Below are 22,209 nucleotides of genomic sequence, written 5' to 3' on the forward strand. Positions count from 1 at the left end.
GAAACCCTTCCAGGGAAAGTTCTCATAAAGCGAACGGCCCTGTGAAGGGTTTCATTAATTAGGCCTGGATTTGTTGTGTTTTATTCTTGTCTTTTTTAAAGAATCCGTACACTACTGCTAGTAATACGAGTCCTACTACAGTAACCGTCACACCAGTGGCTCCAAATGAGTTTGCAACATTACCAAGAATAATTCCAGATGCTGCAAAGTCTGCATCAGAGAATGTCGTACTAGCAAAACCTAGATCTCCTAATACCGGCATTAAGAAAACAGGTAAGAAAGTAATTAACAAACCATTAGCAAAAGATCCTATAGTGGCACCCCGAACTCCACCAGTCGCATTTCCAAACACTCCAGCTGTCGCACCAGTAAAGAAATGTGGAACCACACCAGGCAAGATAATAACTGCTCCAGCCATGCCAAGGAACATCATTCCAACAATTCCACCTAGGAAACTACAAAAGAAACCTATTAATACAGCATTCGGTGCGTATGGAAATACAATCGGACAATCGAGCGCCGGTTTTGAATCTGGTACAATTTTTGTAGAAATCCCTTTAAAAGCGGGCACAATTTCAGCTAAAACAAGGCGAACACCTGATAGAATTACAAATACCCCAGCTGCAAAAGTAACTGCTTGAATAAGAGAGAAAACGAGATAATGAGTACCACCGCTCAGCTCACCTTCTACATAAGCTGGACCTGCAAATAGCGCTATAACGACATAAAGAATGGTCATCGTTAACGCAATTGTTACTGAACTATCACGCAAAAACCCAAGGCCTTTTGGAAATTTGATTTCCTCTGTTGAACGAGAACCCTTCCCTACAACTTTTCCGACAAGACCTGATAGAACATAACCTAAGCTTGAAAAATGGCCAAATCCTACACTATCATTCCCAATAATCTTTCTCATGAACGGCTGACAAATCGCAGGAAAGGCTGCCATAGTTAACCCTAATGCTAGCGACCCAACAATAATAAGAGGAATTCCTTCTAATCCTGATACAACAAGGATTACTGCAAGCATACATGCCATATACAACGTATGATGCCCAGTTAAAAAAATGTATTTTAACCTAGTGAATCGGGCAATTAAGATGTTAGCCAACATTCCAAAGAACATGATAAATGCAGTTACACCACCGTATTCCGTTAATGCCATGGCAACGATCGCCTCATTATTCGGAACCACACCATTTACATTAAATGCTTCCTGAAACATCTTTCCAAAAGGATCAAGGGAGCCAACGATTACACCAGCACCTGCAGAAATGACAATGAAACCAAGGAAGGTCTTGACAGTGCCTTTAATAATATCACTAGCAGGCTTTTTTAAGATTAATAATCCAACGAGCGATATTAACGCAACTAACACAGCAGGCGTACTCAAAATATCCATCACTAACTTTAGTAATCTCTCACCCATGTTATAGGCCTCCTTTTAATCTCATTCATTTATTTCAATAGATTAGAGTATTCCTTTTTGTTCAAGTACTTCTTTTAGCTTTGTCCGAAGTCCATCTAGATCGATAATACTCTCTATGACGATAACCTCTCCTAAGTGTCCCATTCCTTCGGCAATATCTTTTGCTGCGATGAATAAATCTGCTGCATCAGGTGTAGCAGAACTTAAATCAGAATGTTCCACTTCAATTCCACTTACCCCAAGCTCTGATAAGATTTGTTGAACATTCATTTCTAACATAAAACTGCTACCTAACCCTGAACCACAGACCGCTAAAATCTTCATATTAACCCTCCTAAATTTTGATATGACCCTATATATAAAAAAATTATTGCTCACGAAATGATAGAATACTGTTTAAACATCTCCAGAATGCTTTCCATCGAATCGACCTCTTTTAATAAATCTATATTTTTACTATTACTAAGAAGCTTTGTTAACTGCGAAAGCGCCTTTAAATGGGTAGTATTATCAATTGCTGCTATACAAAACAACAGCCTTACGGGATAATCTTCATTATCTAGAAAGTAGACAGGCGTTTTTAACTTTAAAAAGCTCATTCCCACTTTATTAACGCCAGAATCAGGTCTTGCATGAGGAATAGCTACCTCAGGGCCAATGACTACATATGGTCCAAGTGTTTTTATATTATCAATCATTGAATCAATATAGGTTGTTTCAATTACCCCATTCATGACTAATGGTTTAGCTGCTACTGTAACAGCCTCTTCCCAACTAGAAAGCTGATCCATTATTTGGATGGTTTCTTCCTTTAATAAATCACTTAACACAGGTTTTTCCTCCCTCTTTACTTCCACTCTTTTATGAAAAGTCAATTGACTTAATGCTTTTTTCAGTCCTGTTTCATCATATACATTTGCATATTGACCTATTGTTTGGAATAATTCTTTAATAGAAATGTCCTTATATTGAATCCCTAATAAGCATTGGTATACTTCATTCACTAGATTGTTTTTTTCATTAGGAGTCATAATCGGCTTTACATAGAAACAAGGAATCTTTGAGTCTATCTCTACTGTGGAAAATAACAAATCGTACTGCTCGGTATTTTCAGCATAGAAATCCTGTAAAGACAAAGTTTTTTCGACTGAGATTTCGGAGAATAATGACTCTAACAGGTGTTTGACCATAAGGGAGGAACTTATTCCACTTGGACAAACTACGATTGCCCGTTTCTTTTTAGGGATAGTTTTCTTGGGACTTTGTAATAGAGCTCCAAAGTGGATGGTAATAAATCCAATCTCCTCCTCCGGAATCGTGATGCTAAGCAGAGATTCAATAGGCAGTAGCAACTCACTTACAATCGAATACAATTCTTTATGTTCGCTTTTGATTTGCTCTAGAAGGGGATTGGTTATTGGAATTCGATACTTCATTCGGAAATATGCAGGTTTTAAATGCTGATACAAGGTTTGTATTGCTTCGTTTTTCTTCTCAAATACAATTGCTGTTTTCGATTCAAAGTCATACACGAGCTGGTCACAAAGTTTAAACAGTAAGTCTCTATCACTTTCTAAACTTTGTTGATTTCCTAATGATAACCCAAGAAATTGGATCGTCATAAAACAGACTTCTGTTTCCAATTCCTCAATTTGAAGATATTTAAATAACGATTGAGCTACATCCCACAATGAATCCTTTTTTAACAACTCTATTTCATCTTGATGATAACGGACGAACTTCATTTCTTTTAAGCGATAAAAATATAAAACTAAGAAATAAGCAAATTGATTCAAGCGATCCTCTACAAACTGAAGGTGGAATTGCTTCTGAATTTCATTAAGAGTACCCTTAATAAAATTAATATGAATCTGTTCTTTATTCCCTAGTAATAAAAAAATAAGCTTATGAAAATAGGGTAAATCGGTTAGCCGAGACAAATGATGTTGAACCAAAACTCTTTTATCTAATTCAGTTCCATAAAGATGATACCCAACTTGTCTTGAATAACGGATTTCTACAAGAAACGGCGCATTCGCTCCATTTGCTTTTTTCACGTCAGAGATGACTGTATTTTTACTAACTTGTAAAAGCTGTGTTAAATGTACCGATGATATTGGCTCTTCCCTAATAAAAAGGTACAAATATATAAAACTCAAACGCTCGTTCTCTGAAAATATAAAATCCTGGTCAGAAACATCTAAACGATGGTTATAAAAATACTCCACCACTGTTTCCGGAATGGCGATGTATTTTGTTCCCTTATAAGGAATAGAAGGAAGTTCTCTCTTTTTTAACCAATGATTAATTTTTTCCAAATCATACGATACTTGCCTTCTAGTTAAATTGGTTTTATCTATTACCTGCTTTAATGTAGTTTTTTTCACCTGGAGAAGGTGCTTCATTAAAAGTGCTGGACGTTTCTCAATCATCATCTATGCCTCCTGTAATAAATATATATTAAAGCGCTTACATTTTGTGTTGTGATTGGGAACAAATGATGTCATTGTAACATTACAAAATTACGCTCAACTTCTCTTTAGTGTACTTTTTGTAATATATATCGTTAATGGACCAAGAAATGTCTTTTTTAATGTAAAGACCATAGACTTTGTTGGATGTATTTGTTAATAACACGAATAAAGCGACTGTTCAATAAACAGCCGCTCCCCTTCATTAATAATACGGATAACCACCATAAGGATTATAAGCTTGATAAGGCGTGGCTGTTGGATATCCATATCCATAACCCGTTCCTTGAGTTAAAGTACCTGCCACAAGTCCACCAAGTAGACCACCAGCTAACGGAGCAGCTCCATATCCTCCACCATAGTAGCCTCCGTGATGGTGTCCTCCATGGTGATGCCCACCGTGGTGATGACCTCCATGGTGATGGCCTCCGTGGTGATGACCTCCGTGATGGTGTCCGTGGTGATGGCCTCCGTGATGGTGTCCGTGGTGATGACCACCGTGAGAATGGCCTCCGCCGTATACATTTCGTTCATTAGTCATATCTTATTACCTCTTTCATTACATATTTGTCCTACTCCTTTACTGTATGTATCTAATTGGACATATGTATGGGCAAATGGAGCGATATGGTTCCTTTTTGTAAACAACACTGATACAATCATATGAAAGACAAAAAATGAAACGAAGGTGACAACTGTGATTGAGATAAGAACTTCTACACTCAGTGATGGAGAGCTCAATAGAGGCGTATTTGCAACAAGAGATATTAAAAAAGGTGAACTAATCCATGAGGCACCTGTTATTCCTTATCCAAATGACCAGCATGAACATATCGAAAAAACACTTCTTGCGGATTATGCATTTGAATATGGTATTAATCATTCCGCACTCCTGCTTGGCTACGGTATGTTGTTCAACCATTCCTATGAGCCAAATGCAACGTATGAGATCAACTTTCCAAATCATACCTTTGACTTTTATGCTTACAAAGATATAAAAGCTGGAGAAGAAGTACTAATAAACTATAATGGTGAAGAAGATAATCAAGATCCACTTTGGTTTAATGAAGAAAAATAACAACGAAAAGTCTCAGTTCACTCTGAGGCTTTTTTTAATTTTGTTAATTATTTCGACAAAAGATCTAGGAGAATAGTATTGAATTTTCCAATTATGAGCCGATAATAGTAAATGAAGATAGATAATTCATCGAATAACATTAAACTACAAAGGAGCAACCATCGATGAAATGGATTAAAAACTTAAAGATTGTACAAAAAATGCTTTTACTAACATCAATCACTTTTGTGAGTCTACTTACAGTAGGTGGTATCGGATTTTTCCAGCTTACAAGTATGGGAGATAAACTTTCCTTTATGTATGAAAGAAATCTCCAACCAATACAAACAGTTAGTACATTGCAGTCAAATGCTCAATATGTTCAAACCTACTTAATGGAAATAATGACGACTAGAGACACTAGTAAAAAAAATGAGCTCATAGACGAGATGGATGCAAAACTCCAAATGAATCAAAAAATTAGAGAAAGCTATAATACAAACAATCAAGAAGAGATTAAAATTATTTCACAAGTAAATGACCTAGCACAAAACCTTCAAACATCTAAAGATAAGATCGTAGCTCTATCTTTAAAGAATCAGAATTTTGAAGCATATGAAATTTTCATTGAAGAAACGGAAGCAATCTTAAAAGAAATTGACGGACTATATTTACAGCTAATTGAAATTAACAGTAGTGAAGCTAAAATCGTAAATTCAGACAATAAAGACTTTATTAAAACATCTTCTTTGATTATGTTATCGATCATTGTGATCGCTTTGCTTGTTTCGTTAGCCGTTAGTTGGACGATTTCAAAATTGATTTACGGACCAGCAAAGCAAATGGAATATTTAATGCAAAAAGCAAAAAATGGGGACTTAACCGTTCATAGTGACTATGAATCAAAGGATGAAATAGGTTCCCTGTCAAATTCATTTAATGAAATGATCTCTCAAATTAAATCTCTAATTATGATGGTCCGTGAATCTTCAGACCAAGTGGCCGCCTCATCTGAGCAACTAATGGCCAGTGCGGAAGAAACCAATAAAGCAGCCGAGCAGATTGCAGAAGCGAGTTCCATTATGGCAGCAAACGGCGAAGAATCTGTAAAGGGGACAGAAGTTGTATCCATTTCCACACAACAGATGGCCATTGGTATTACACATATCGCAGATTCTATTACTCTAGTTTCAGACCATTCAAATGTAACAACAGAAGAATCTGAAAAAGGAAATATCGCTCTTAAGAAAACCATTGATCAAATGGGATCTATTAATGAAACCGTACAAACATCATCTAGCATTATCAAGGACTTAGGTGACCGATCTTCCGAGATTGAAAAAATCCTTGCAGTTATCTCTGGTATATCAGAACAAACAAACCTACTCGCTTTAAACGCAGCGATTGAGGCTGCAAGAGCTGGTGAACATGGAAAAGGCTTTGCAGTTGTTGCTGATGAAGTTAGAAAGTTAGCAGAAGAGTCAAGACGTTCTGCTGAACAAATTACACACTTGATTCATGATATTCAAAGCAGTACAGCTAACGCGGTTGTATCAATGGATAAATGTACAACAGAAGTACAAACTGGCCTTGTATTAATTAATGATACCGGAAGATCATTTGAGAAAATTCTTCATTCTGCTACAGATGTATCAAGACAATCGGTTGAAGTATCTGCTGCAGTTAAGCAGTTATCTTCAAGCGTTGAGCAGGTTGCCATGGGCATATTTGATATCTCGATGAAAACGGAAGAATCCTCATCAAGTTCTCAAACTGTAGCTGCTGGAGCCGAGGAACAACTTGCATCTATGGAAGAGATCTCCGCTTCCGCACATTCACTAGCAAAAATGGCTGAAGATCTTCAAACCATGGTTAATACGTTCAAAGTTCATGAATAATAACAAAAATGGTGCTCGAACTTTAAGATTCGAGCACCATTCCCTTATTTTTTGAGACAAAAAAAACAGATGGCCATTCGTCCATCTGTTCTAATGTATTTAAATTACGCCTTTTTTACGTTTGTAGCTTGAAGTCCACGTTGACCTTGCTCAGTATCAAAAGTAACCTTTTGACCTTCGTCTAAAGATTTGAAACCTTCACCTTGGATTGCTGAAAAGTGAACAAATACATCTTCTCCACCTTGAATTTCAATAAAACCGAAGCCTTTTTCTGCATTAAACCATTTTACTGTACCTTGTTGCATGTTGTTTCCTCCTGCGTGGATCACTCCACTATTTGATACTATCATTGCTCAATGAGAAATAAAAGGCGAAAAAGCTTTCACAATTCTTTCCTTACGACCGAACAAAAATAATTCTCTTTAAGCATAACAGCATATCTAAAATAAAACAATGATAAGTATGAATTTCTTTAATTATCCAGCTGCATTGTAAAAAATTATAAAAAAATCTTCGTTACTTTAGTCATCACTTTTTTGTCATTCACCGATACCTTTTTCGGCTTACTCGGTGTCGCAAGCTTTAGATTCCTTTTAATTTCCGAGGTAGTAATTTGAAGATAAAAGGCATTCGAATCTTCATCCCCACCCAAGTACCCTTTTAAAATCTTCATTTTTTCAAGTGTGCCAGTGATTTTCTTAGTATAATCCCACTTGATTTGATTTTTGTACCTAGAATCCAACTTTTCCTTTAAAGAAAAAGCCTCTTCTACTGCTTCCTCAGGAGTTTTAAAAAAGGAATTTATTCTTTTGATTCCTTTTTTTCTAACTCCATCTGCAACTTGAGCTTGGTAACCGATAACAGTCATTTTTGGTCATCCTTCCTAAGGGTCTCTTGCCTTCTACAAATGAGAACTAGAAGACCAAATGGATGTCCCCTTCTTACTAGTATATCCTTATATACCCATTAAATACCACAAATATGTCTATACTTCTATCCAAGTAAAAGGAATTCAGTTACATTAGATATTTTGCAATAGTAAAAGGAAGTCTTCTGAACCGAAGGACTTCCCATCTCGAAATATATGAATCTGATGCTATATTTTCTTTACAAATTCAGATTTTAATTGCATAGGACCAAACCCATCAATTTTACAGTCAATATCATGATCGCCTTCTACAAGACGAATATTTTTTACCTTTGTCCCGATCTTGATTACTGATGACGACCCCTTAACTTTTAAGTCCTTAATAACTGAAACTGTATCACCATCGTTTAATACATTACCGTTTGAATCCTTCACTACCTTTTGCTCTTCGCTTGTTTCAGTCTCATCTGTCCATTCAAAAGCACACTCTGGGCAAATATATAATGCACCATCTTCGTAAGTGTATTCCGATTGGCACTTTGGACAATTTGGCATATTAGCCATTTATATTCCTCCGTTCTAACTAGTTATTCCTTACTTATACTGCCAAATTGTCTTCGTAAAGACAAGACTTCTTTTAATACCTAAAGACTAACGACCATTTTATCCACATACTCTATATAAAACAACCGTCAGATTAGGAGGATATAGATGAATAACCAATACCACCCTAGTGGAAAACCACACTTGATTACCAGAAGCCTTCGCCCAGAGAATCAAGAGTCCCCTATTTTGTTTCTAGATAACGAGACCACTTCCTCTCGCCTATTCTATAGACGAAATCACTTTCCCTATCCCGCTCTTTCTCACTCAAACTATTGGCTCCCCGTTAATGGCCATGTAAAACAGCCATTGATTTTATCATTGCAACAAATAGCCGAACTACCTTCGAAAAAGTTAAAAGTAGTTCTTGAATGTTCAGGCAATAAACGAAGCTTGTTCGAGCCGAAAGTGTTTGGTGAGCAGTGGGAAAAAGGGGCGATTAGCCAAGGCGTTTGGAAAGGTGTACCGTTAAGTAGTGTACTAGAACTTGCTGGTCTCAGAAAAGGAGCCTTAGAAGTAATCATTGAAGGGTATGATTATGGGGAACGGAAAGATACCGATCAATTAGTCTCTTACACTCGAAGCCTTCCAATAGAAAAGGCATTTCACCCAGATACAATTATTGCCTATGAGTTTAATGGTCAACCTATCTCTTTTAAGCACGGTTTTCCTTTGAGATTAATTGTCCCACAGTGGTACGCTATGGCCTCGGTTAAATGGATTAAGCAAATAATCGTTACTAAATCTCCTTTTACAGGTCCCTTTCAAACGATTGATTATGTATATTACTCGCATAAAGAAAGTGACAAAGAAGCTGTTCCAGTGACCACGAATCATGTAAATTCAACGATTCAAAAGCCTTTGGATAGAGATATTTTACAAACAGGCACACATACTATTAAAGGGATCGCTTGGACAGGACTAGGACATATAACAAAGGTGGAAATTAGTACAGACAATGGTGTATCTTGGCAAACGGTCCGTTTCGAAACCCTCGACCATACAGGTTATAGTTGGACTACTTGGTATTATCGCTGGAAAGTGGAACAAAAAGGTGAATACAGTATTTTATCTAGAGCTACCGACTCATATAATCGTATTCAACCCATAAAGCCTGTTTGGAATAGAAAAGGTTATGGCTACCATGCAATAGATAGGATAAAGGTTAAAGTGGAATAATGGATTGAAGGGAGCATTAAGCATCCCTTTTCTTTATTTTTATAGTATCAATAAAATCAATCAGCTCGTTTAAGTCCTTGATTACAAAATCTGCATCAACCTTTTCCCAATCATCATCCTCTTTCCAAACTCCAATCATACCAATATCCATGCTTCCCTTCATATCATTTACAGGATGATCACCAACATAAATAGTCTCTTCTGCATCTACCCTAAGCTGTGTTAGTGCGTTACGAAAAATGTCCGGATGAGGCTTCTTCACTCCCTCCCATTCAGATATTAAAATCGTATCAAAATATTGTTCAATTTCTAATGCCTTAATATTTTGCATTTGAAAGGTTCCATAACCATTCGTGATTATCCCTATTTGTAATGAACGATCTTTTAATGCTTGTAAGGTTTCAATTAAATTAGGATACGCAACACAATGGTGTTTAAAATGACTCATATAATCTTGCAAGAGCTCTTCCCACGTAAACGTTTCAATTTTAAATTCTTCTATCAGCTGTTTATAAACTACGTCTTTCCATACATAACCTCGTTTATCCAATTCTAGAAATCTAGAACAATAGCTTTCTTTCGGTATATTCCCCAGCCACTTATTCAGCCTTATATATTGATTATCGATGAACCGATGAACAGACTTATCTCTGTCAAGCAACGTTCCATCTAAGTCGAATACTACCGCCTTAATCACAAAACTCCCCCTTTCCTTATAAAAATTATCTTAGTGCAGCGAGAGCCGTTTTTCCATTTTATTATATAACGACCAATTTATAGGAATAAAAAAATCAAATGACTAGTGGTTATGTGTTAATTCTCCAAGACTTACGGCCTAGGTGATTTTAACCCTTTTTTATGAAACCACTCGGTTAAAATGGAGCTCATTCTTGTCTCTAATGGATTTGCAAACTTTTTCCTATGAATTAAGGAAAAAGGCTATCTTTTTATGAAAGCGCTTATATTTTATGATTAGCCTTGTATTTTACTATATTAATAGGAGGAAGATTTCATGAAAAGATTAGTAATGAAAGGTATCTGTTCACTACTTTTAGTAGTCCTTGTACTGCAAGCATTTACACCTATAGGGGAAGCCAAGCATCTAAATTCTAACGGTCTAATTGCTTCACCTGAAGCCTCCATCGAATCAGGTACATATTACAAAGCACAATTAGTTGAGCTACAATCCTCAACATCAGGTGTAAATATTTATTATACAACGGATGGAACTACTCCTTCCAAAGATAGCACCTTATACTCTACGCCTATTACAGTAAACGAAGATACTATTGTTAAAGCCATTGCCATTAGAGGCAATGTAAATAGCAAAGCATTAGAAGTTAGTAATGGAAAAACAAAAAGTACCATATCCACTTTCACTTATTCATTCACAACAAAACAAGAAATTGCTTCAAAGTTTTTAAGTTTCACCTATAATGATATGCCCTATCGCCTTTATGTACCAGAAAATTATGATCCAACTCAATCATACCCACTGGTCCTATTTCTACATGGTGGTGGCGAACGCGGAACTGACAACGAAAAGCAAATCTTAGCCAATGATGGTGCTGTCATCTGGGCAGCTCCTGAAAATCAAGCAAAGCATCCAGCCTTTGTCCTCGCTCCTCAAGCACGTAATGTACATGATGGTGGATTTGGAATCACTAGAGACACAAATAACATAATTAGTTTAAATAGAGTGTTTGAATTTTCTCAAGACCTAGGTACTGCATATGACATCCTTCAAAAGGTTAGAAGTGAATACAATATTGATAGTAACCGACTGTACTCCACCGGATTATCACAAGGAGGATTTGGTACTTTCAATCTCAATATAAAATATCCTGACCTATTTGCTGCCATGGTACCAATTGCTGGTGGTGGAGATCCAGCTCTAGCCTCTGCGCTGGTAAATAAACCAATTTGGGCATTCCATGCCGTAGATGATATTATTATTCCGGTATCTTACTCACAAAACATCATAGTAGCGATTCAGAATGCTGGAGGTAATCCTATTTATACTGAATATCCAGCTGATCTTGGATATAACCATGGATCATGGGTACCTGCGTACGAGAACAAAGAAATGATTGAATGGGTATTTAAACAAGTAAAAAAGTAAATCAAAAAAGGTGTCAGAGTCTATGTCTGACACCTTTTCATATGCTAGTGTGATAAAAGCGAAAAATCCTTATGTAGCATGGAATATTTCAAACATAATTTCCCAAACTAATACTATGATGAAACTATTTAAACACTCACTTCTCATATTAGCGATACTACTTTGGTGCTTATTATTTTTTTATTATCTTCAATTAGAGGGTATTTTTAACTTACTTAACTATTAACGTTTCCTACCGATTAGCCATCCATTGTCTAATAAGGCTTCTCGAACCGATTTCATAATTGCTGGTGCATTTGTTGTATCACTATGCACACAAATTGTTTCAACGGAGTTTTCCTCAATCCATTGCAAAGATCTTTTCGCCATTTCGTTTGGTTGGCCGATTTCCTCTAACGTCCAGCCGAACATTTTCACATAATTATTTACATACGGACGATCAGCAAAATATTCACTTACTACATTTAACTTCGCTTCCTTTGCTGCATAATAAAGCTCTGAATTAGGCAATGTATAAATCTCAATTCCAGGATTGAAATCCAGAACGGCTTCCACTGTTACTTCCGCTAATTCTCTTTTCTCAGCTGTCATCATATAAAGAGCACCATGCGGTTTAATATGAGATAAGGATGTATTACTCTTTTGCAAAAAGCTAGCAAGAGCTCCAAGCTGGTAAAGAGTATAATCATATATCTCCTGTGGTTTTACTTGCATTTCACGTCGCCCAAATCCAAGTCTATCTGGTAATCCTACATGTGCTCCAACCCTAACACCATATTCAGTTGCCAACTCTACAGATTCCCGCATGACATGTGGGTCCCCCGCATGAAAACCGCACGCAATATTGGCGGAACTTATTAGAGGCATCATTTCCGTATCAGCTCCGTACTTATAAAGGCCGAAACTTTCTCCCATATCACAGTTCAAATCAATTATTTTCTCCAAAAACCTGTCCTCCCTTAGTCACTCTTCCCAAATGTATACTTTAATGGGAGTTGGATTATAGTCATTACATGGGTTATTTAGCTGTGAGCAGTTACTGAGTAAAACCATTGTGCTACACTTAGCCTTAAGCTCAACATAGCTCCCCGGAGCAGAAATTCCATCAATAAACTCTATGGCACCATCCTGAGTAAATGGAACAATACAAAAAAAGTTAACACTTGGTGGTAAGTCCCTTTTCGTGTATGCTTCATTATGTTGTTCTAATAAAAGCAAAAAAGTATCTCGGCAATTATGCATATCAATCTTATCGTGACCGTAACGTACCGTATTACTTTGTGCCGAACAAAAACTGAACCAAGCATCATGGCAACCAACCGTATCAGCGACGATGGTCATAAGTCCTTTTCCAGATTCTGCAAGGAGGGTAGAGCCTGACTTAAGGTACATATTTTCTTGTTCAGCGATGGTCAACACTGTACTATAGTGGTCATCTGGGTTCTCAGCATCGAAAAACAACGCATCCACCGACTGATTTCCTTTTAGGTCCACAATTCTTATGACCTGACCAGGTAGGAGCTTATGCATAAATCCATTACCAGCCAATACCGTTTTACTATATATCGCATCCTCCACCTTCCGAGGACTTTCTACTTTCGTTAAAACAGGCATGGTTTCATCTCCTTTAATTTTCTAGTAAAGAAAAGTAAGCCCAAGTATTTTCAAAAGCACGCTGATTTTCAGGACGATGATTCACACAAACATCATCCACTTCGATTGGTTTTGAAGGGAGGACCTCCATTTTGACAGGAACCGACGGAAAGTTTGGCTTTGGGTCTAGAGGATTTGGTGTATTGGAAAGAACAACTAACACGTCCATCTCCGTCCTTAGCGTTACAGTGTCACCTTTTAAGCAATGATCTTTCTGGAACGTTAATCTTCCATCTTGTTCCGTCGTAATTTTAGAGAACAAATTCACAACTGGGACTAGATCACGTGCACCTAAACCATTTCTGGCAAGTTCGACAACCAGGTTTTCACGGCCACTTCGAAGCCATTCATTTCGCTCGCTTTGGTATGTGGTTATACCATATTTAGTGTCTGTTTTTTCACGTGTTGTACAACCAGCTATCGGATCATGCCAGCCAACACTATCCTCTATAAAACTGGCCAAAACTCGGCCATTGTCACTTAATAACACATGCCCTGTAGTTAAATGACTGGTAAACTGAGCCTTTAGTGTATCGGACATGACGTAGCGTTCGGTTAAATCCCTCGCATTATAAAAAAGAATAGACACATTAGCCCCATCTTCTAATGCAGTAAAACGAATTAATTTCCCTCGTTTCATGTATCCTGACCATTTCCCACCAGGAGAAAGAGTTGTGGACCATCCCTTTGTCATAATTGATTCCCTCCTTTAGTACTCCGCAGGGACATGCCCCCTTAATGCTTTAGTAGTTTGATAATATGTTTCTTCAGTTTCATAAATCGCTCAACTTCCACTAGCTCACCGTTCCTAAAAAGGTTGAGATCCGCATTAATTTCTTCCTTTATCTTCCCTGGTCGTGCATCCATGACATAAATTCTTTGGGAAAGGAAGATGGATTCATCAATATCATGGGTGATGAAAACAATGGTTGTTTTTTCTTTTTTCCATATATCTAATAACAACTGTTGCATCGACTGCTTTGTTTGTGCGTCTAGTGCCCCAAAAGGTTCATCCATTAACAATACTTCTGGGTTATTAGCTAATGAACGAGCAATTCCGACACGTTGCTTCATCCCACCGGATAATTCTTTACCATAAGAATTAGAAAATCTCTCTAAACCGACAAGTTCTAAATATTTATCAGAGATATTCTTCCTTTCCTTTGGTGATATCCCTTTTAACTTTAACCCAAACTCTATATTTTCACGTACGGTTAGCCATGGAAATAGGGTGTAAGACTGGAAGACCATTCCTCGTTTGACACTGGGACCGTGTACCTCTTCACCTGAAACCTTCACACTTCCAGACGTTGCCTCCTCTAGCCCAGCTAAAATGCGAAGAATCGTTGATTTCCCGCATCCAGATGGTCCAAGAATGGATACGAATTCCTCATTCTTAACATATAGCGACACATCCTCTAAAGCTTGAAATGTACTATTTTTCGTATGATAAATTTTGGATAACCCACTGATATCAATCTCTATATCTACTGGATCTAGGACTATTTTCGGCTGCACAATATTCACCATTTAATTTCCACCTTCCACCCAAGGAAATAATTTTTTATTGGCAATCGCAAAGGCTCTATCAATAATTAATCCTAGAAGACCAATAACGATAATTCCTACAAAAATTGACTCTGTATCTAGGAATCTCTGTGCCTTCATAATGAAATAACCAAGGCCATTATTTGCGGCTACTAACTCAGCTACGACTAAATATGTCCAAGCCCAGCCCATAATGAGTCTTAGAGTAGTCATTAGTTTGGGAAGTAACGCCGGGATGATCACTTTAAAAATGACCTGCATCCGGTTAGCACCCAGTGTATAAGAGGCGTATAGAAGGTCTTTACTTACCCGATTCGTGTCATCTGCTACCATTAAGATTAGCTGAAAAAAACAGCCGATAAAAATAACTAAAATCTTTGCTGTCTCACCAATTCCAGCCCAAACCATAATTAGTGGGATAAATGCTGCCGCGGGCATATAACGGATAAATTCTGACATTGGTAAAATAAAGGATTCAGCAAACTTAAAAGTTCCTGCCATGATTCCAAGTGGAATTCCAATCACACAAGCAAGTAAAAACCCCATAAACACACGATATACACTAATCCCGATATGCCCCCAAAATTCGGGGTTTCCAAAGGAGTCTGCTAACGAAAGGACCACTGCATTTGGCGTTGGGAGAAAGACCTCATCAACTATGTGAATAAAACTAAAGCCACCCCAGATAAGGAAAAATAATAGAAAGGTAATGATTACTCCGAATAAATACCATTTTTTTGGAACCTCTTCACGTATTGACGTTAAGTTCCTCATTATTTTATTTTTTTGTAGCTTCATTTCTCTCATCCTTTCTATTCAACTTATTTGGATACATTTTCCACAAAGGATGAATCAACAAAGTCAGTAAAGTCAGGTATTCCATCTACATAACCCTGCCTCTTTAAAAACTCTGCATTTTTTTCTGCCGTGTAATAGAATGAATCGTAACTATCTCCCTCTTTAAAGGATGAAAGATTCTCTTCAGGGGAAAACATTTTAAACCCTTTAAACCCTTCTGTTAGTTCTTCGACGGTAATACCCGCCTCTTTTGCAATTATGCCAATTGATTCTTCTGGATTCTGTTCGAAGTAGGCAACCGCATCAAACCAAGCATTTACAACCTTTTGCAACTCTTCTTGCTTCTCTTTTGTTACATCTTCTCGTACAACAAACACATCAGATACTAACCCAGGATAATCGGCAGAAGTAACAAGCTTATGTGTTCCCTCTTTAGCAATCGCTTTGCTTAAGAATGGTTCCCAAAGTCCAGCTGCATCAATATTCCCTGAAAGGAAAGCATTCCCTGCATCAGGAACGGTTAGGTTGGTAAATTTCACATCAGACTCTTGCATACCGGCATCTTCTAGAGCTGTAAGCAAAAAGAAATGTTCAATAGTTCCAAGTTCAGTTCCTACAGATCTACCTTTTAAGTCTTCAACCGACTGAATATCGTTAGTAGCAACAATGCCATCGCCACCTATTGAGTTATCCGTAATAAAAATCGTTTTTAAATCAATCCCTTTATCTAAAGGAGGGATTGCATCTAATAAAGCTTGCGTATTCCCATCAATTTTCCCAGTATTTAAGGCTGATAACGAGTCAGCATAGACAGGAAACCATACTAGTTCAACATCAACATCATACTTATCAAAAAATCCCTTTTGATCAACTAGATGCCATAAGTACCAGCTAGGGAGAGCACTAAAACCAATTTTAATAGTTTTTGATTCACTACCAGAGCTTTCCTTCGACGAACTACCACAAGCACTTAAAAACATGGTTCCAGCCAATACGACCGCTAAAAATAAAAACTTCATTCTTCTCATCCTCTTCACCTCATTGTTAGATTTTGGTTTAAATAAAATAAAAAAGGATAAAAGAATGAGAGAATGAATCTCCCAGGCTTTTATCCTTCCGTGTATATAGAAAAATTTCTATACGCTCTCTCTTGGACCAGACTTGATCATACATCCTATCAACGGAACCCTAGACAGCTTTTTGCTCTCACCGTTCTTCTTAGAGAGCCTTTATATAGTTTTTAATATCTAAGTTAAATCAAGTATATATGGAATCAGAACCTACCCCAATACACGTGTTACATTTTCTAACATGGTTTTTATTTATTATTCACGTTTACCAGCAAAAGAAGCCTTACTCTCATTGAAGTAAAGCTTTTTGTCTTCGTTCTCTCCTTCCAATAGTTACCCGATTTGAGCCAAACCATTTTTGACAGAGAAGATAGATCATTAGACTATCAATTATATCTCCCCCATAATACATAATCATCCCACCCAGTTGACCTTGTTTAACAGGTACTCCGATAGGAGGGTGTGCGTAAATATGTTTCGCGAGAATCCCATGACCTGCTAAAGCAAAAATCAATACTATGGCTCGATATAGAAAAGAAAACCGGTGTGGCAATGGATCAATGGGAATAATGGATAACGTAAATATATAACCTGCCATAAAAATATGAAAATGTACGAGAAAATGAATCAAGGAATGTTCATGCATGTGAGCATAGAAATTTGTAGTGTACAATAACCAAAGACCACCTATATTTAAAACACCTGCAACGATCGGGTGAGTTAAAAAACGGAGTGGAAAACTCCTTAGGACCATGGAGATTTTGCGGGCAAAAAACACCGGTAGCGTTCGAAGAATAAGGGTCATTGGAGCAGTTAATACCAAGAGTAACGGGGCTACCATTCCCAATAATAAATGGTTTATCATATGTGCCTTAAAATCAACTTGGGAACGAATGGCTAGCGGTCCTATAGAAGAAATACCTACACATAAAAAACATAAGCTAAAAAACAAGCAACGGTAAAGGGGCCACTTCTTTCCTTGCTTTAGTGCAGCTATTACATAAATAATCAAAAGCACCGTAAAAGGAAGGAGTAAAAACTTAGAACCATTAACCATATTCTCCGTACCACATATTGCTTGAATATAACTATTGCCCCCCATTAACAATACCTTCCCAATTCTCCCTTTTTGGTTTATTCACCGATAGGAGAATACCTACTACTACCAAAACAACCGCTATCATATTCCAAACCAAGTCATAAAATAAGACATCTTCTACATATCGAATCTGATGAAGACGCAGCAGTTTATGCTGAATCGTTCCATCATACAATTGGAAGAGACCAGCACCAAGAAAAATGCCACCTACCCATGTAGGGATCTGCAAAGCCTTTTGTCTCCGGAGATGGGAGAATAGAAATAATCCTGCTATGGTTGCAAACCAGCTAAATGCATGAAAGAACCCGTCTGAAATTAATCCCATTTCAGTTGTGAGTTTGTCATAAAAATGATGCCAATGTAATAATTGGTGAAAAACAGCCTCATCAATAAACGCTACTAGTCCTATCCCAAATAGAAAACCGGACCAAAAATTACTTTTTGTATACACTTCATTGCTATTGGTCATAGTTCTTCTCCTTATTACCTGAAGTTCCTTTACAAAACATATCATGTCACCAGATAAAAAAAATAACCGTACTTCGTGTTCGAAGTCGGTTATCTTAAGATTTATTTATTACAATTATTCAGGCATACCTATCTTTGGATAAATCTGTAGCTTCACTTCTCCTATTAACGAAGAAATGGGAATAGGACCAAAAAAACGACTATCCTTACTGTGAAGTCGGTTATCTCCCATAACAAATAAAGTCCCTTCAGGTACCACTGCTTCCCCTGTTAATTCCTCGAGTGTAAAATCTCCTGTCAGTTTATCAAATAAAAGGTCTTTTTTTATATCCTCTAAATACGGTTCTTCGATCTGTTTACCATTGATATAAAGTGTATCATCTTTTACTTCTACTATATCTCCAGGTAATCCAATAACTCTTTTTATATATCTCTCATCTGAATCTGGAGCGTTAAATACGACAAGGTCGAATCGTTGAATCTCAGATACTTTACTTAGCAACAGCCGATCATGCTCTTGAAAGGTGGGTAACATCGATTCCCCGTAAACGATAGCAGGTGAGAATAGAAAGTTACGACAAATAATAGCAACAATAAGAGCAAAAACGATGGATTTAACCCAAGAATATACTTCCTTTTTGGTAGCCTCACTCACACTAATTTTCCTCCTTAATCAAATCATTCCATTAGTACTGTAGTAGATTAATTTACTTTCCCCTTTTTTTACCCACTTAACTTATACCATAACACAATTAAGTTGGAAAATTTTTCTCAAACGCTTAAATGTGTTAAAATTTTGATAATTTAAAATAAAGGAGATGTTGGTTATGGGGACCATTTCAAATCAAACAGATCAATGGAATGCGAATTTATACGATAACAATCACTCATTTGTCTCAAACTATGGGGAAAGTCTCATTGATATGTTAGCACCAAGCAAGGGAGAGCGAATTCTTGATTTAGGGTGTGGAACCGGTGATTTGGCGAAAAGATTATTTGATCAAGGTGTTCAAGTGATTGGGGTAGACAAATCAAATAATATGATTACACAAGCAGTAGAAAAATATCCTGAAATACCATTTTTCGTCCAGGATGCAACAGAACTACTTTTTAAAAGTGAATTTGACGCTGTATTTTCTAACGCCACTCTTCATTGGGTAAAACCACCTAAACAAGCTTTACAATGTATCTATAATAGTCTAAAAACAGGTGGAAGATTCGTAGCGGAATTTGGTGGAAAGGGGAATGTGCAAACGATCAGCGATGCAATTTACAATCAACTAGGTAGCGATACCAACAAAACGGATTTCCCTTGGTATTATCCTAGTATTGGTGAGTATTCATCATTACTCGAGGAGATCGGTTTTAAAGTTACCTTTGCCCATCACTATGATAGACCCACACCGCTTGAAGGGCCAAACGGTCTGAGTAACTGGATAAAGATGTTCGCATTAAGTTTTTTCAATGGATTAGATGAAAGAAAGCTAGAACAGGTCATAACTAAGATTGAAAATCAATTAAAACCTAGTATATACAACGGTAGTAAATGGATAGCGGATTACAAAAGGATTTGTGTCATTGCTATCAAGGAATAATAAAAAGGCACCAAGATTTCATCATCTTGGTGCCTTTCATGTGGTTTACTGTTTAACTTCTTCCCAATAATACTGTATAGCTTCTTTTCGAACGACTTCCGGGCAGTCAACCTCATCGTCCCAATGGTCGTAGTTATTCTCACCATTCACATGTTGAATATCAACACTGTAGTATTTGTTTTCATATTTAAAAATGATAACTACCATTTCAGAGTAACCAGCATCATCATTTCCAAGCTCTTGAACAAATTCTAACCCATAGCCTTCATGATTTTTTCTTTCTGCAACAGAATCTAGTATTACATTTTTAGGAAACTTCATCTTTCTCTTCTCTTCCCTTCCATTTTATAAGCGTATTTTACTACGGTTATAAGGAAAAAGAAACATAATTTCACATAAGGTTATTGTTTAATTTATGACATTTTTTTGTATATTTCGGATATAGAAATTCTCCCCCCATTTTTCTATGGTACGATTCTTTTGTTAACCTAAAAAATATTTAGTTGACAAAAAAGGTTCTGAAATTTTATTCTTTATTTATACAAAAAAAACAAGGGGGATTTTTTTATGAAGTTAAAAACGATTGATCTGACATTGTCAGCCATGTTTGTTGCTTTAATGGCTATAGGAGCAAATATTACATCATTTGCACCATTCTTAGTAGTTGGTGGAGTACCGATTACATTACAAACTTTTTTTGCTATCTTAGCAGGTTTGATTCTAGGTAGCCGTTTAGGAACAATCTCCATGTGTGTATATGCGCTAGTTGGTTTAGTAGGTGTTCCTGTTTTTGCAAAGTTCGGTGCTGGATTCTCAACTTTGTTAAGTCCCACATTTGGCTTTATTGTCTCTTATATCATTGCCGTTTATTTTGTAGGGAAAATCGTTGAAAAGAAACGTTCTCTACCTGCCTTTATTACCGCTGCTATGGTTGGACTTGTTATAAATTACGCATTTGGAACAAACTGGATGTATTTTGCGTACAAACTTTGGGCTGCAGCTCCTGAAGGTTTTACTTACCAAATGGCATGGTCTTGGATGGTTGTCCCAATGCCAAAAGATATTATTCTAACTGTTGTTGCTGCAACTCTTGCTTATAGACTGGAAAGAACTGTTCTATCAAAAGGAAGCTTTAAGCATTTAAAAAGAACTGCGTAAAGGCGGAAAGAGAGGAGATAAGGGTGAATAACTGGAAAGCACTTGCTCTTAATGTATTAAAAGGGCAACAGCTCACGAACGATGAGGCGTTACGTATCTTACATTGCCCTGACAATGAGCTGCTTGAAATTCTTCAGGCAGCTTATACAATTCGAAGTCATTATTACGGTAACAAAGTAAAGCTGAACATGATCATTAATACCAAATCTGGACTTTGTCCAGAAAACTGTGGTTACTGTGCCCAGTCCAGCATCTCAAGCGCACCTATCCAAAAATACCGGATGATGGATAAGGAAACGATTCTCCAAGGTGCCGAACAGGCTTATCATCTAAATGCCGGCACGTACTGTATTGTCGCAAGCGGGAGAGGTCCAAGCGACAAAGAAGTTGAAATTGTCACCTCGGCAGTAGAAGAGATCAAAGAAAAATATGGTCTGAAAGTTTGTGCTTGCCTAGGTCTACTCAACCCAACTCAAGCAAAGCGTCTAAAGGAATCGGGAGTCGACAGATACAATCATAATATAAACACGTCAGAGAATCACCATGAATCAATTACAACCTCCCATACATATGAAGACCGAGTGAACACTGTCGAGCTAGTAAAGAATGCAGGCATCTCTCCATGCTCCGGTGTCATTATTGGAATGAAGGAAACGAAACAAGATGTTATTGACATGGCAAGAAGCCTAAAAGTATTGGATGCGGATTCCATTCCTGTTAATTTCCTTCATGCCATTGATGGTACACCACTTCAAGGAGTAAACGAACTAAATCCACGTTATTGCTTAAAAGTACTGTGCTTAATGCGTTTTATTAATCCATCAAAAGAAATTCGGATTTCTGGTGGCAGAGAAGTTAATCTTCGAAGTCTTCAGCCTCTCGGATTATACCCTGCTAATTCTATTTTTGTCGGCGACTATTTAACCACAGCTGGGCAAGAAACCACAGCAGATCACAAAATGTTAGAAGATCTAGGATTTGAAATAGAATTTGCTAAGGAAGAATCCACGGCATAAAAGATGAATTCTGGATATTAGTGAAATACATGAAGTAAGTTGATCTTTAGGACATGTATTTTCGAGAAACTAGTGGGATAAGTGAGCTAAGTTGTTTAGGACATGCGTTTTCCAGGAATTAGTGGAATTGGTGAACTAAGTTAGCCTTTAGAACATGCTATTTCCAGAAACTAGTAG

At 37.1% G+C, this 22,209-nt stretch carries 25 protein-coding genes and 1 riboswitch; of the genes, 7 read left to right on the forward strand and 18 right to left on the reverse strand.

All coding sequences use genetic code 11. The features are described 5' to 3' along the window. Positions 1-58: 58 nt before the first annotated feature. The 4 genes from ulaA to BKO01S_RS16515 all read right to left on the reverse strand — a co-directional run bounded on the left by ulaA (position 59) and on the right by BKO01S_RS16515 (position 4,441). A complete protein-coding gene (gene ulaA / locus BKO01S_RS16500) occupies positions 59-1,429 on the reverse strand; it encodes a PTS ascorbate transporter subunit IIC (RefSeq protein ID WP_066056553.1) in 1,371 nt (456 codons plus the stop codon). Positions 1,430-1,471: 42 nt separating this feature from the next. Continuing rightward, a complete protein-coding gene (locus BKO01S_RS16505) occupies positions 1,472-1,753 on the reverse strand; it encodes a PTS sugar transporter subunit IIB (RefSeq protein WP_066056557.1) in 282 nt (93 codons plus the stop codon). Positions 1,754-1,803: 50 nt separating this feature from the next. Continuing rightward, positions 1,804-3,861 (reverse strand): BglG family transcription antiterminator, encoded by a 2,058-nt coding sequence (locus tag BKO01S_RS16510; RefSeq protein ID WP_232311262.1) that lies wholly within the window; start codon positions 3,859-3,861, stop codon positions 1,804-1,806. A gap of 244 nt (positions 3,862-4,105) precedes the next feature. Further along, positions 4,106-4,441, reverse strand: coding sequence for a hypothetical protein (locus tag BKO01S_RS16515; protein ID WP_084362117.1), 336 nt, complete (start codon positions 4,439-4,441; stop codon positions 4,106-4,108). Between the two features lie 156 nt (positions 4,442-4,597). Between BKO01S_RS16515 and BKO01S_RS16520 the strand changes: the two genes are divergently transcribed. After that, positions 4,598-4,978 (forward strand): SET domain-containing protein, encoded by a 381-nt coding sequence (locus BKO01S_RS16520; RefSeq protein WP_066056563.1) that lies wholly within the window; start codon positions 4,598-4,600, stop codon positions 4,976-4,978. A 164-nt stretch (positions 4,979-5,142) separates the two neighbouring features. After that, the gene (locus BKO01S_RS16525; protein ID WP_066056565.1) at positions 5,143-6,855 is read left to right on the forward strand and encodes a methyl-accepting chemotaxis protein; all 1,713 of its coding nucleotides are present in this window, start codon (positions 5,143-5,145) and stop codon (positions 6,853-6,855) included. 104 nt (positions 6,856-6,959) lie between these two features. Here the strand turns inward: BKO01S_RS16525 and BKO01S_RS16530 are convergent, their stop codons facing one another. The 3 genes from BKO01S_RS16530 to BKO01S_RS16540 form a co-directional block, all read right to left on the reverse strand. Next, positions 6,960-7,160, reverse strand: coding sequence for a cold-shock protein (locus BKO01S_RS16530; RefSeq protein ID WP_066056568.1), 201 nt, complete (start codon positions 7,158-7,160; stop codon positions 6,960-6,962). Between the two features lie 194 nt (positions 7,161-7,354). Then, positions 7,355-7,723, reverse strand: a complete 369-nt coding sequence (locus tag BKO01S_RS16535; protein WP_066056571.1) for a hypothetical protein — start codon at positions 7,721-7,723, stop codon at positions 7,355-7,357. Between the two features lie 228 nt (positions 7,724-7,951). Then, a complete protein-coding gene (locus BKO01S_RS16540; RefSeq protein ID WP_066056573.1) occupies positions 7,952-8,287 on the reverse strand; it encodes a zinc ribbon domain-containing protein YjdM in 336 nt (111 codons plus the stop codon). 147 nt (positions 8,288-8,434) lie between these two features. On the opposite strand from BKO01S_RS16540, the gene BKO01S_RS16545 reads away from it, so the two are divergent. After that, positions 8,435-9,505, forward strand: coding sequence for a sulfite oxidase (locus BKO01S_RS16545; protein WP_066056575.1), 1,071 nt, complete (start codon positions 8,435-8,437; stop codon positions 9,503-9,505). A 16-nt stretch (positions 9,506-9,521) separates the two neighbouring features. Here BKO01S_RS16545 and BKO01S_RS16550 read toward each other — a convergent pair whose 3' ends face one another. Beyond that, a complete protein-coding gene (locus BKO01S_RS16550) occupies positions 9,522-10,202 on the reverse strand; it encodes an HAD family hydrolase (RefSeq protein WP_066056578.1) in 681 nt (226 codons plus the stop codon). A gap of 315 nt (positions 10,203-10,517) precedes the next feature. On the opposite strand from BKO01S_RS16550, the gene BKO01S_RS16555 reads away from it, so the two are divergent. Next, entirely contained in the window at positions 10,518-11,627 is a 1,110-nt protein-coding gene (locus BKO01S_RS16555; RefSeq protein ID WP_066056581.1) for a chitobiase/beta-hexosaminidase C-terminal domain-containing protein, read from the forward strand. Between the two features lie 222 nt (positions 11,628-11,849). Here the strand turns inward: BKO01S_RS16555 and BKO01S_RS16565 are convergent, their stop codons facing one another. The 9 genes from BKO01S_RS16565 to lepB all read right to left on the reverse strand — a co-directional run bounded on the left by BKO01S_RS16565 (position 11,850) and on the right by lepB (position 18,918). Next, positions 11,850-12,572 (reverse strand): 5-oxoprolinase subunit PxpA, encoded by a 723-nt coding sequence (locus tag BKO01S_RS16565; protein WP_157077401.1) that lies wholly within the window; start codon positions 12,570-12,572, stop codon positions 11,850-11,852. 18 nt (positions 12,573-12,590) lie between these two features. Then, positions 12,591-13,241: a DUF1989 domain-containing protein gene (locus BKO01S_RS16570; protein ID WP_066056587.1), complete on the reverse strand. Its 651-nt coding sequence runs from the start codon at positions 13,239-13,241 to the stop codon at positions 12,591-12,593. 13 nt (positions 13,242-13,254) lie between these two features. Beyond that, the gene (locus BKO01S_RS16575) at positions 13,255-13,974 is read right to left on the reverse strand and encodes an urea amidolyase associated protein UAAP1 (protein WP_066056590.1); all 720 of its coding nucleotides are present in this window, start codon (positions 13,972-13,974) and stop codon (positions 13,255-13,257) included. A 41-nt stretch (positions 13,975-14,015) separates the two neighbouring features. Then, positions 14,016-14,810, reverse strand: a complete 795-nt coding sequence (locus tag BKO01S_RS16580; protein ID WP_066056593.1) for an ABC transporter ATP-binding protein — start codon at positions 14,808-14,810, stop codon at positions 14,016-14,018. After that, positions 14,811-15,626, reverse strand: a complete 816-nt coding sequence (locus BKO01S_RS16585; RefSeq protein ID WP_232311263.1) for an ABC transporter permease — start codon at positions 15,624-15,626, stop codon at positions 14,811-14,813. It lies immediately after the preceding gene. 23 nt (positions 15,627-15,649) lie between these two features. After that, a complete protein-coding gene (locus BKO01S_RS16590; protein WP_198158833.1) occupies positions 15,650-16,645 on the reverse strand; it encodes an ABC transporter substrate-binding protein in 996 nt (331 codons plus the stop codon). 76 nt (positions 16,646-16,721) lie between these two features. Then, positions 16,722-16,829, reverse strand: a riboswitch (guanidine-I (ykkC/yxkD leader). 156 nt (positions 16,830-16,985) lie between these two features. Then, positions 16,986-17,798 carry a cytochrome c oxidase assembly protein gene (locus BKO01S_RS16595; protein ID WP_232311264.1) on the reverse strand — a complete coding sequence of 271 codons (813 nt, stop codon included), beginning with the start codon at positions 17,796-17,798 and terminating at the stop codon, positions 16,986-16,988. Next, a complete protein-coding gene (locus tag BKO01S_RS16600; RefSeq protein ID WP_066056599.1) occupies positions 17,785-18,264 on the reverse strand; it encodes a DUF2243 domain-containing protein in 480 nt (159 codons plus the stop codon). The genes BKO01S_RS16595 and BKO01S_RS16600 overlap by 14 nt, the downstream gene beginning before the upstream one ends. A 114-nt stretch (positions 18,265-18,378) precedes the next feature. Further along, positions 18,379-18,918 carry a signal peptidase I gene (gene lepB / locus BKO01S_RS16605; protein WP_066056601.1) on the reverse strand — a complete coding sequence of 180 codons (540 nt, stop codon included), beginning with the start codon at positions 18,916-18,918 and terminating at the stop codon, positions 18,379-18,381. Between the two features lie 172 nt (positions 18,919-19,090). Here lepB and BKO01S_RS16610 point away from each other — a divergent pair, with 172 nt between their 5' ends. Continuing rightward, positions 19,091-19,858 (forward strand): class I SAM-dependent methyltransferase, encoded by a 768-nt coding sequence (locus tag BKO01S_RS16610; RefSeq protein WP_066056604.1) that lies wholly within the window; start codon positions 19,091-19,093, stop codon positions 19,856-19,858. Between the two features lie 45 nt (positions 19,859-19,903). On the opposite strand, the gene BKO01S_RS16615 is transcribed toward BKO01S_RS16610, so the two are convergent. Continuing rightward, positions 19,904-20,179: a hypothetical protein gene (locus tag BKO01S_RS16615; protein ID WP_066056607.1), complete on the reverse strand. Its 276-nt coding sequence runs from the start codon at positions 20,177-20,179 to the stop codon at positions 19,904-19,906. Positions 20,180-20,425: 246 nt separating this feature from the next. Between BKO01S_RS16615 and BKO01S_RS16620 the strand changes: the two genes are divergently transcribed. Together BKO01S_RS16620 and bioB are read left to right on the forward strand one after the other, a co-directional pair. Beyond that, a complete protein-coding gene (locus BKO01S_RS16620; RefSeq protein ID WP_066056610.1) occupies positions 20,426-21,016 on the forward strand; it encodes a biotin transporter BioY in 591 nt (196 codons plus the stop codon). Between the two features lie 23 nt (positions 21,017-21,039). Further along, on the forward strand, positions 21,040-22,032 hold the full coding sequence (gene bioB / locus BKO01S_RS16625; protein ID WP_066056613.1) for a biotin synthase BioB: 993 nt from the start codon (positions 21,040-21,042) through the stop codon (positions 22,030-22,032). Positions 22,033-22,209 lie beyond the last annotated feature (177 nt).

The sequence above is a fragment of the Robertmurraya korlensis NBRC 107688 genome, from assembly GCF_001591645.1.
Taxonomy (GTDB): domain Bacteria; phylum Bacillota; class Bacilli; order Bacillales; family Cytobacillaceae; genus Robertmurraya_A.

Excerpts from the sequence above, each read along its gene's own strand:
- ulaA (WP_066056553.1), bottom strand. The coding sequence starts at position 1,429 with ATGGGTGAGAGATTACTAAAGTTAGTGATGGATATTTTGAGTACGCCT.
- BKO01S_RS16505 (WP_066056557.1), bottom strand. The coding sequence starts at position 1,753 with ATGAAGATTTTAGCGGTCTGTGGTTCAGGGTTAGGTAGCAGTTTTATG.
- BKO01S_RS16510 (WP_232311262.1), bottom strand. The coding sequence starts at position 3,861 with ATGATTGAGAAACGTCCAGCACTTTTAATGAAGCACCTTCTCCAGGTG.
- BKO01S_RS16515 (WP_084362117.1), bottom strand. The coding sequence starts at position 4,441 with ATGACTAATGAACGAAATGTATACGGCGGAGGCCATTCTCACGGTGGT.
- BKO01S_RS16525 (WP_066056565.1), top strand. The coding sequence starts at position 5,143 with ATGAAATGGATTAAAAACTTAAAGATTGTACAAAAAATGCTTTTACTA.
- BKO01S_RS16530 (WP_066056568.1), bottom strand. The coding sequence starts at position 7,160 with ATGCAACAAGGTACAGTAAAATGGTTTAATGCAGAAAAAGGCTTCGGT.
- BKO01S_RS16535 (WP_066056571.1), bottom strand. The coding sequence starts at position 7,723 with ATGACTGTTATCGGTTACCAAGCTCAAGTTGCAGATGGAGTTAGAAAA.
- BKO01S_RS16540 (WP_066056573.1), bottom strand. The coding sequence starts at position 8,287 with ATGGCTAATATGCCAAATTGTCCAAAGTGCCAATCGGAATACACTTAC.
- BKO01S_RS16545 (WP_066056575.1), top strand. The coding sequence starts at position 8,435 with ATGAATAACCAATACCACCCTAGTGGAAAACCACACTTGATTACCAGA.
- BKO01S_RS16555 (WP_066056581.1), top strand. The coding sequence starts at position 10,518 with ATGAAAAGATTAGTAATGAAAGGTATCTGTTCACTACTTTTAGTAGTC.
- BKO01S_RS16570 (WP_066056587.1), bottom strand. The coding sequence starts at position 13,241 with ATGCCTGTTTTAACGAAAGTAGAAAGTCCTCGGAAGGTGGAGGATGCG.
- BKO01S_RS16575 (WP_066056590.1), bottom strand. The coding sequence starts at position 13,974 with ATGACAAAGGGATGGTCCACAACTCTTTCTCCTGGTGGGAAATGGTCA.
- BKO01S_RS16580 (WP_066056593.1), bottom strand. The coding sequence starts at position 14,810 with ATGGTGAATATTGTGCAGCCGAAAATAGTCCTAGATCCAGTAGATATA.
- BKO01S_RS16585 (WP_232311263.1), bottom strand. The coding sequence starts at position 15,626 with ATGAAGCTACAAAAAAATAAAATAATGAGGAACTTAACGTCAATACGT.
- BKO01S_RS16590 (WP_198158833.1), bottom strand. The coding sequence starts at position 16,645 with ATGAAGTTTTTATTTTTAGCGGTCGTATTGGCTGGAACCATGTTTTTA.
- BKO01S_RS16595 (WP_232311264.1), bottom strand. The coding sequence starts at position 17,798 with ATGGGGGGCAATAGTTATATTCAAGCAATATGTGGTACGGAGAATATG.
- BKO01S_RS16600 (WP_066056599.1), bottom strand. The coding sequence starts at position 18,264 with ATGACCAATAGCAATGAAGTGTATACAAAAAGTAATTTTTGGTCCGGT.
- BKO01S_RS16610 (WP_066056604.1), top strand. The coding sequence starts at position 19,091 with ATGGGGACCATTTCAAATCAAACAGATCAATGGAATGCGAATTTATAC.
- BKO01S_RS16615 (WP_066056607.1), bottom strand. The coding sequence starts at position 20,179 with ATGAAGTTTCCTAAAAATGTAATACTAGATTCTGTTGCAGAAAGAAAA.
- BKO01S_RS16620 (WP_066056610.1), top strand. The coding sequence starts at position 20,426 with ATGAAGTTAAAAACGATTGATCTGACATTGTCAGCCATGTTTGTTGCT.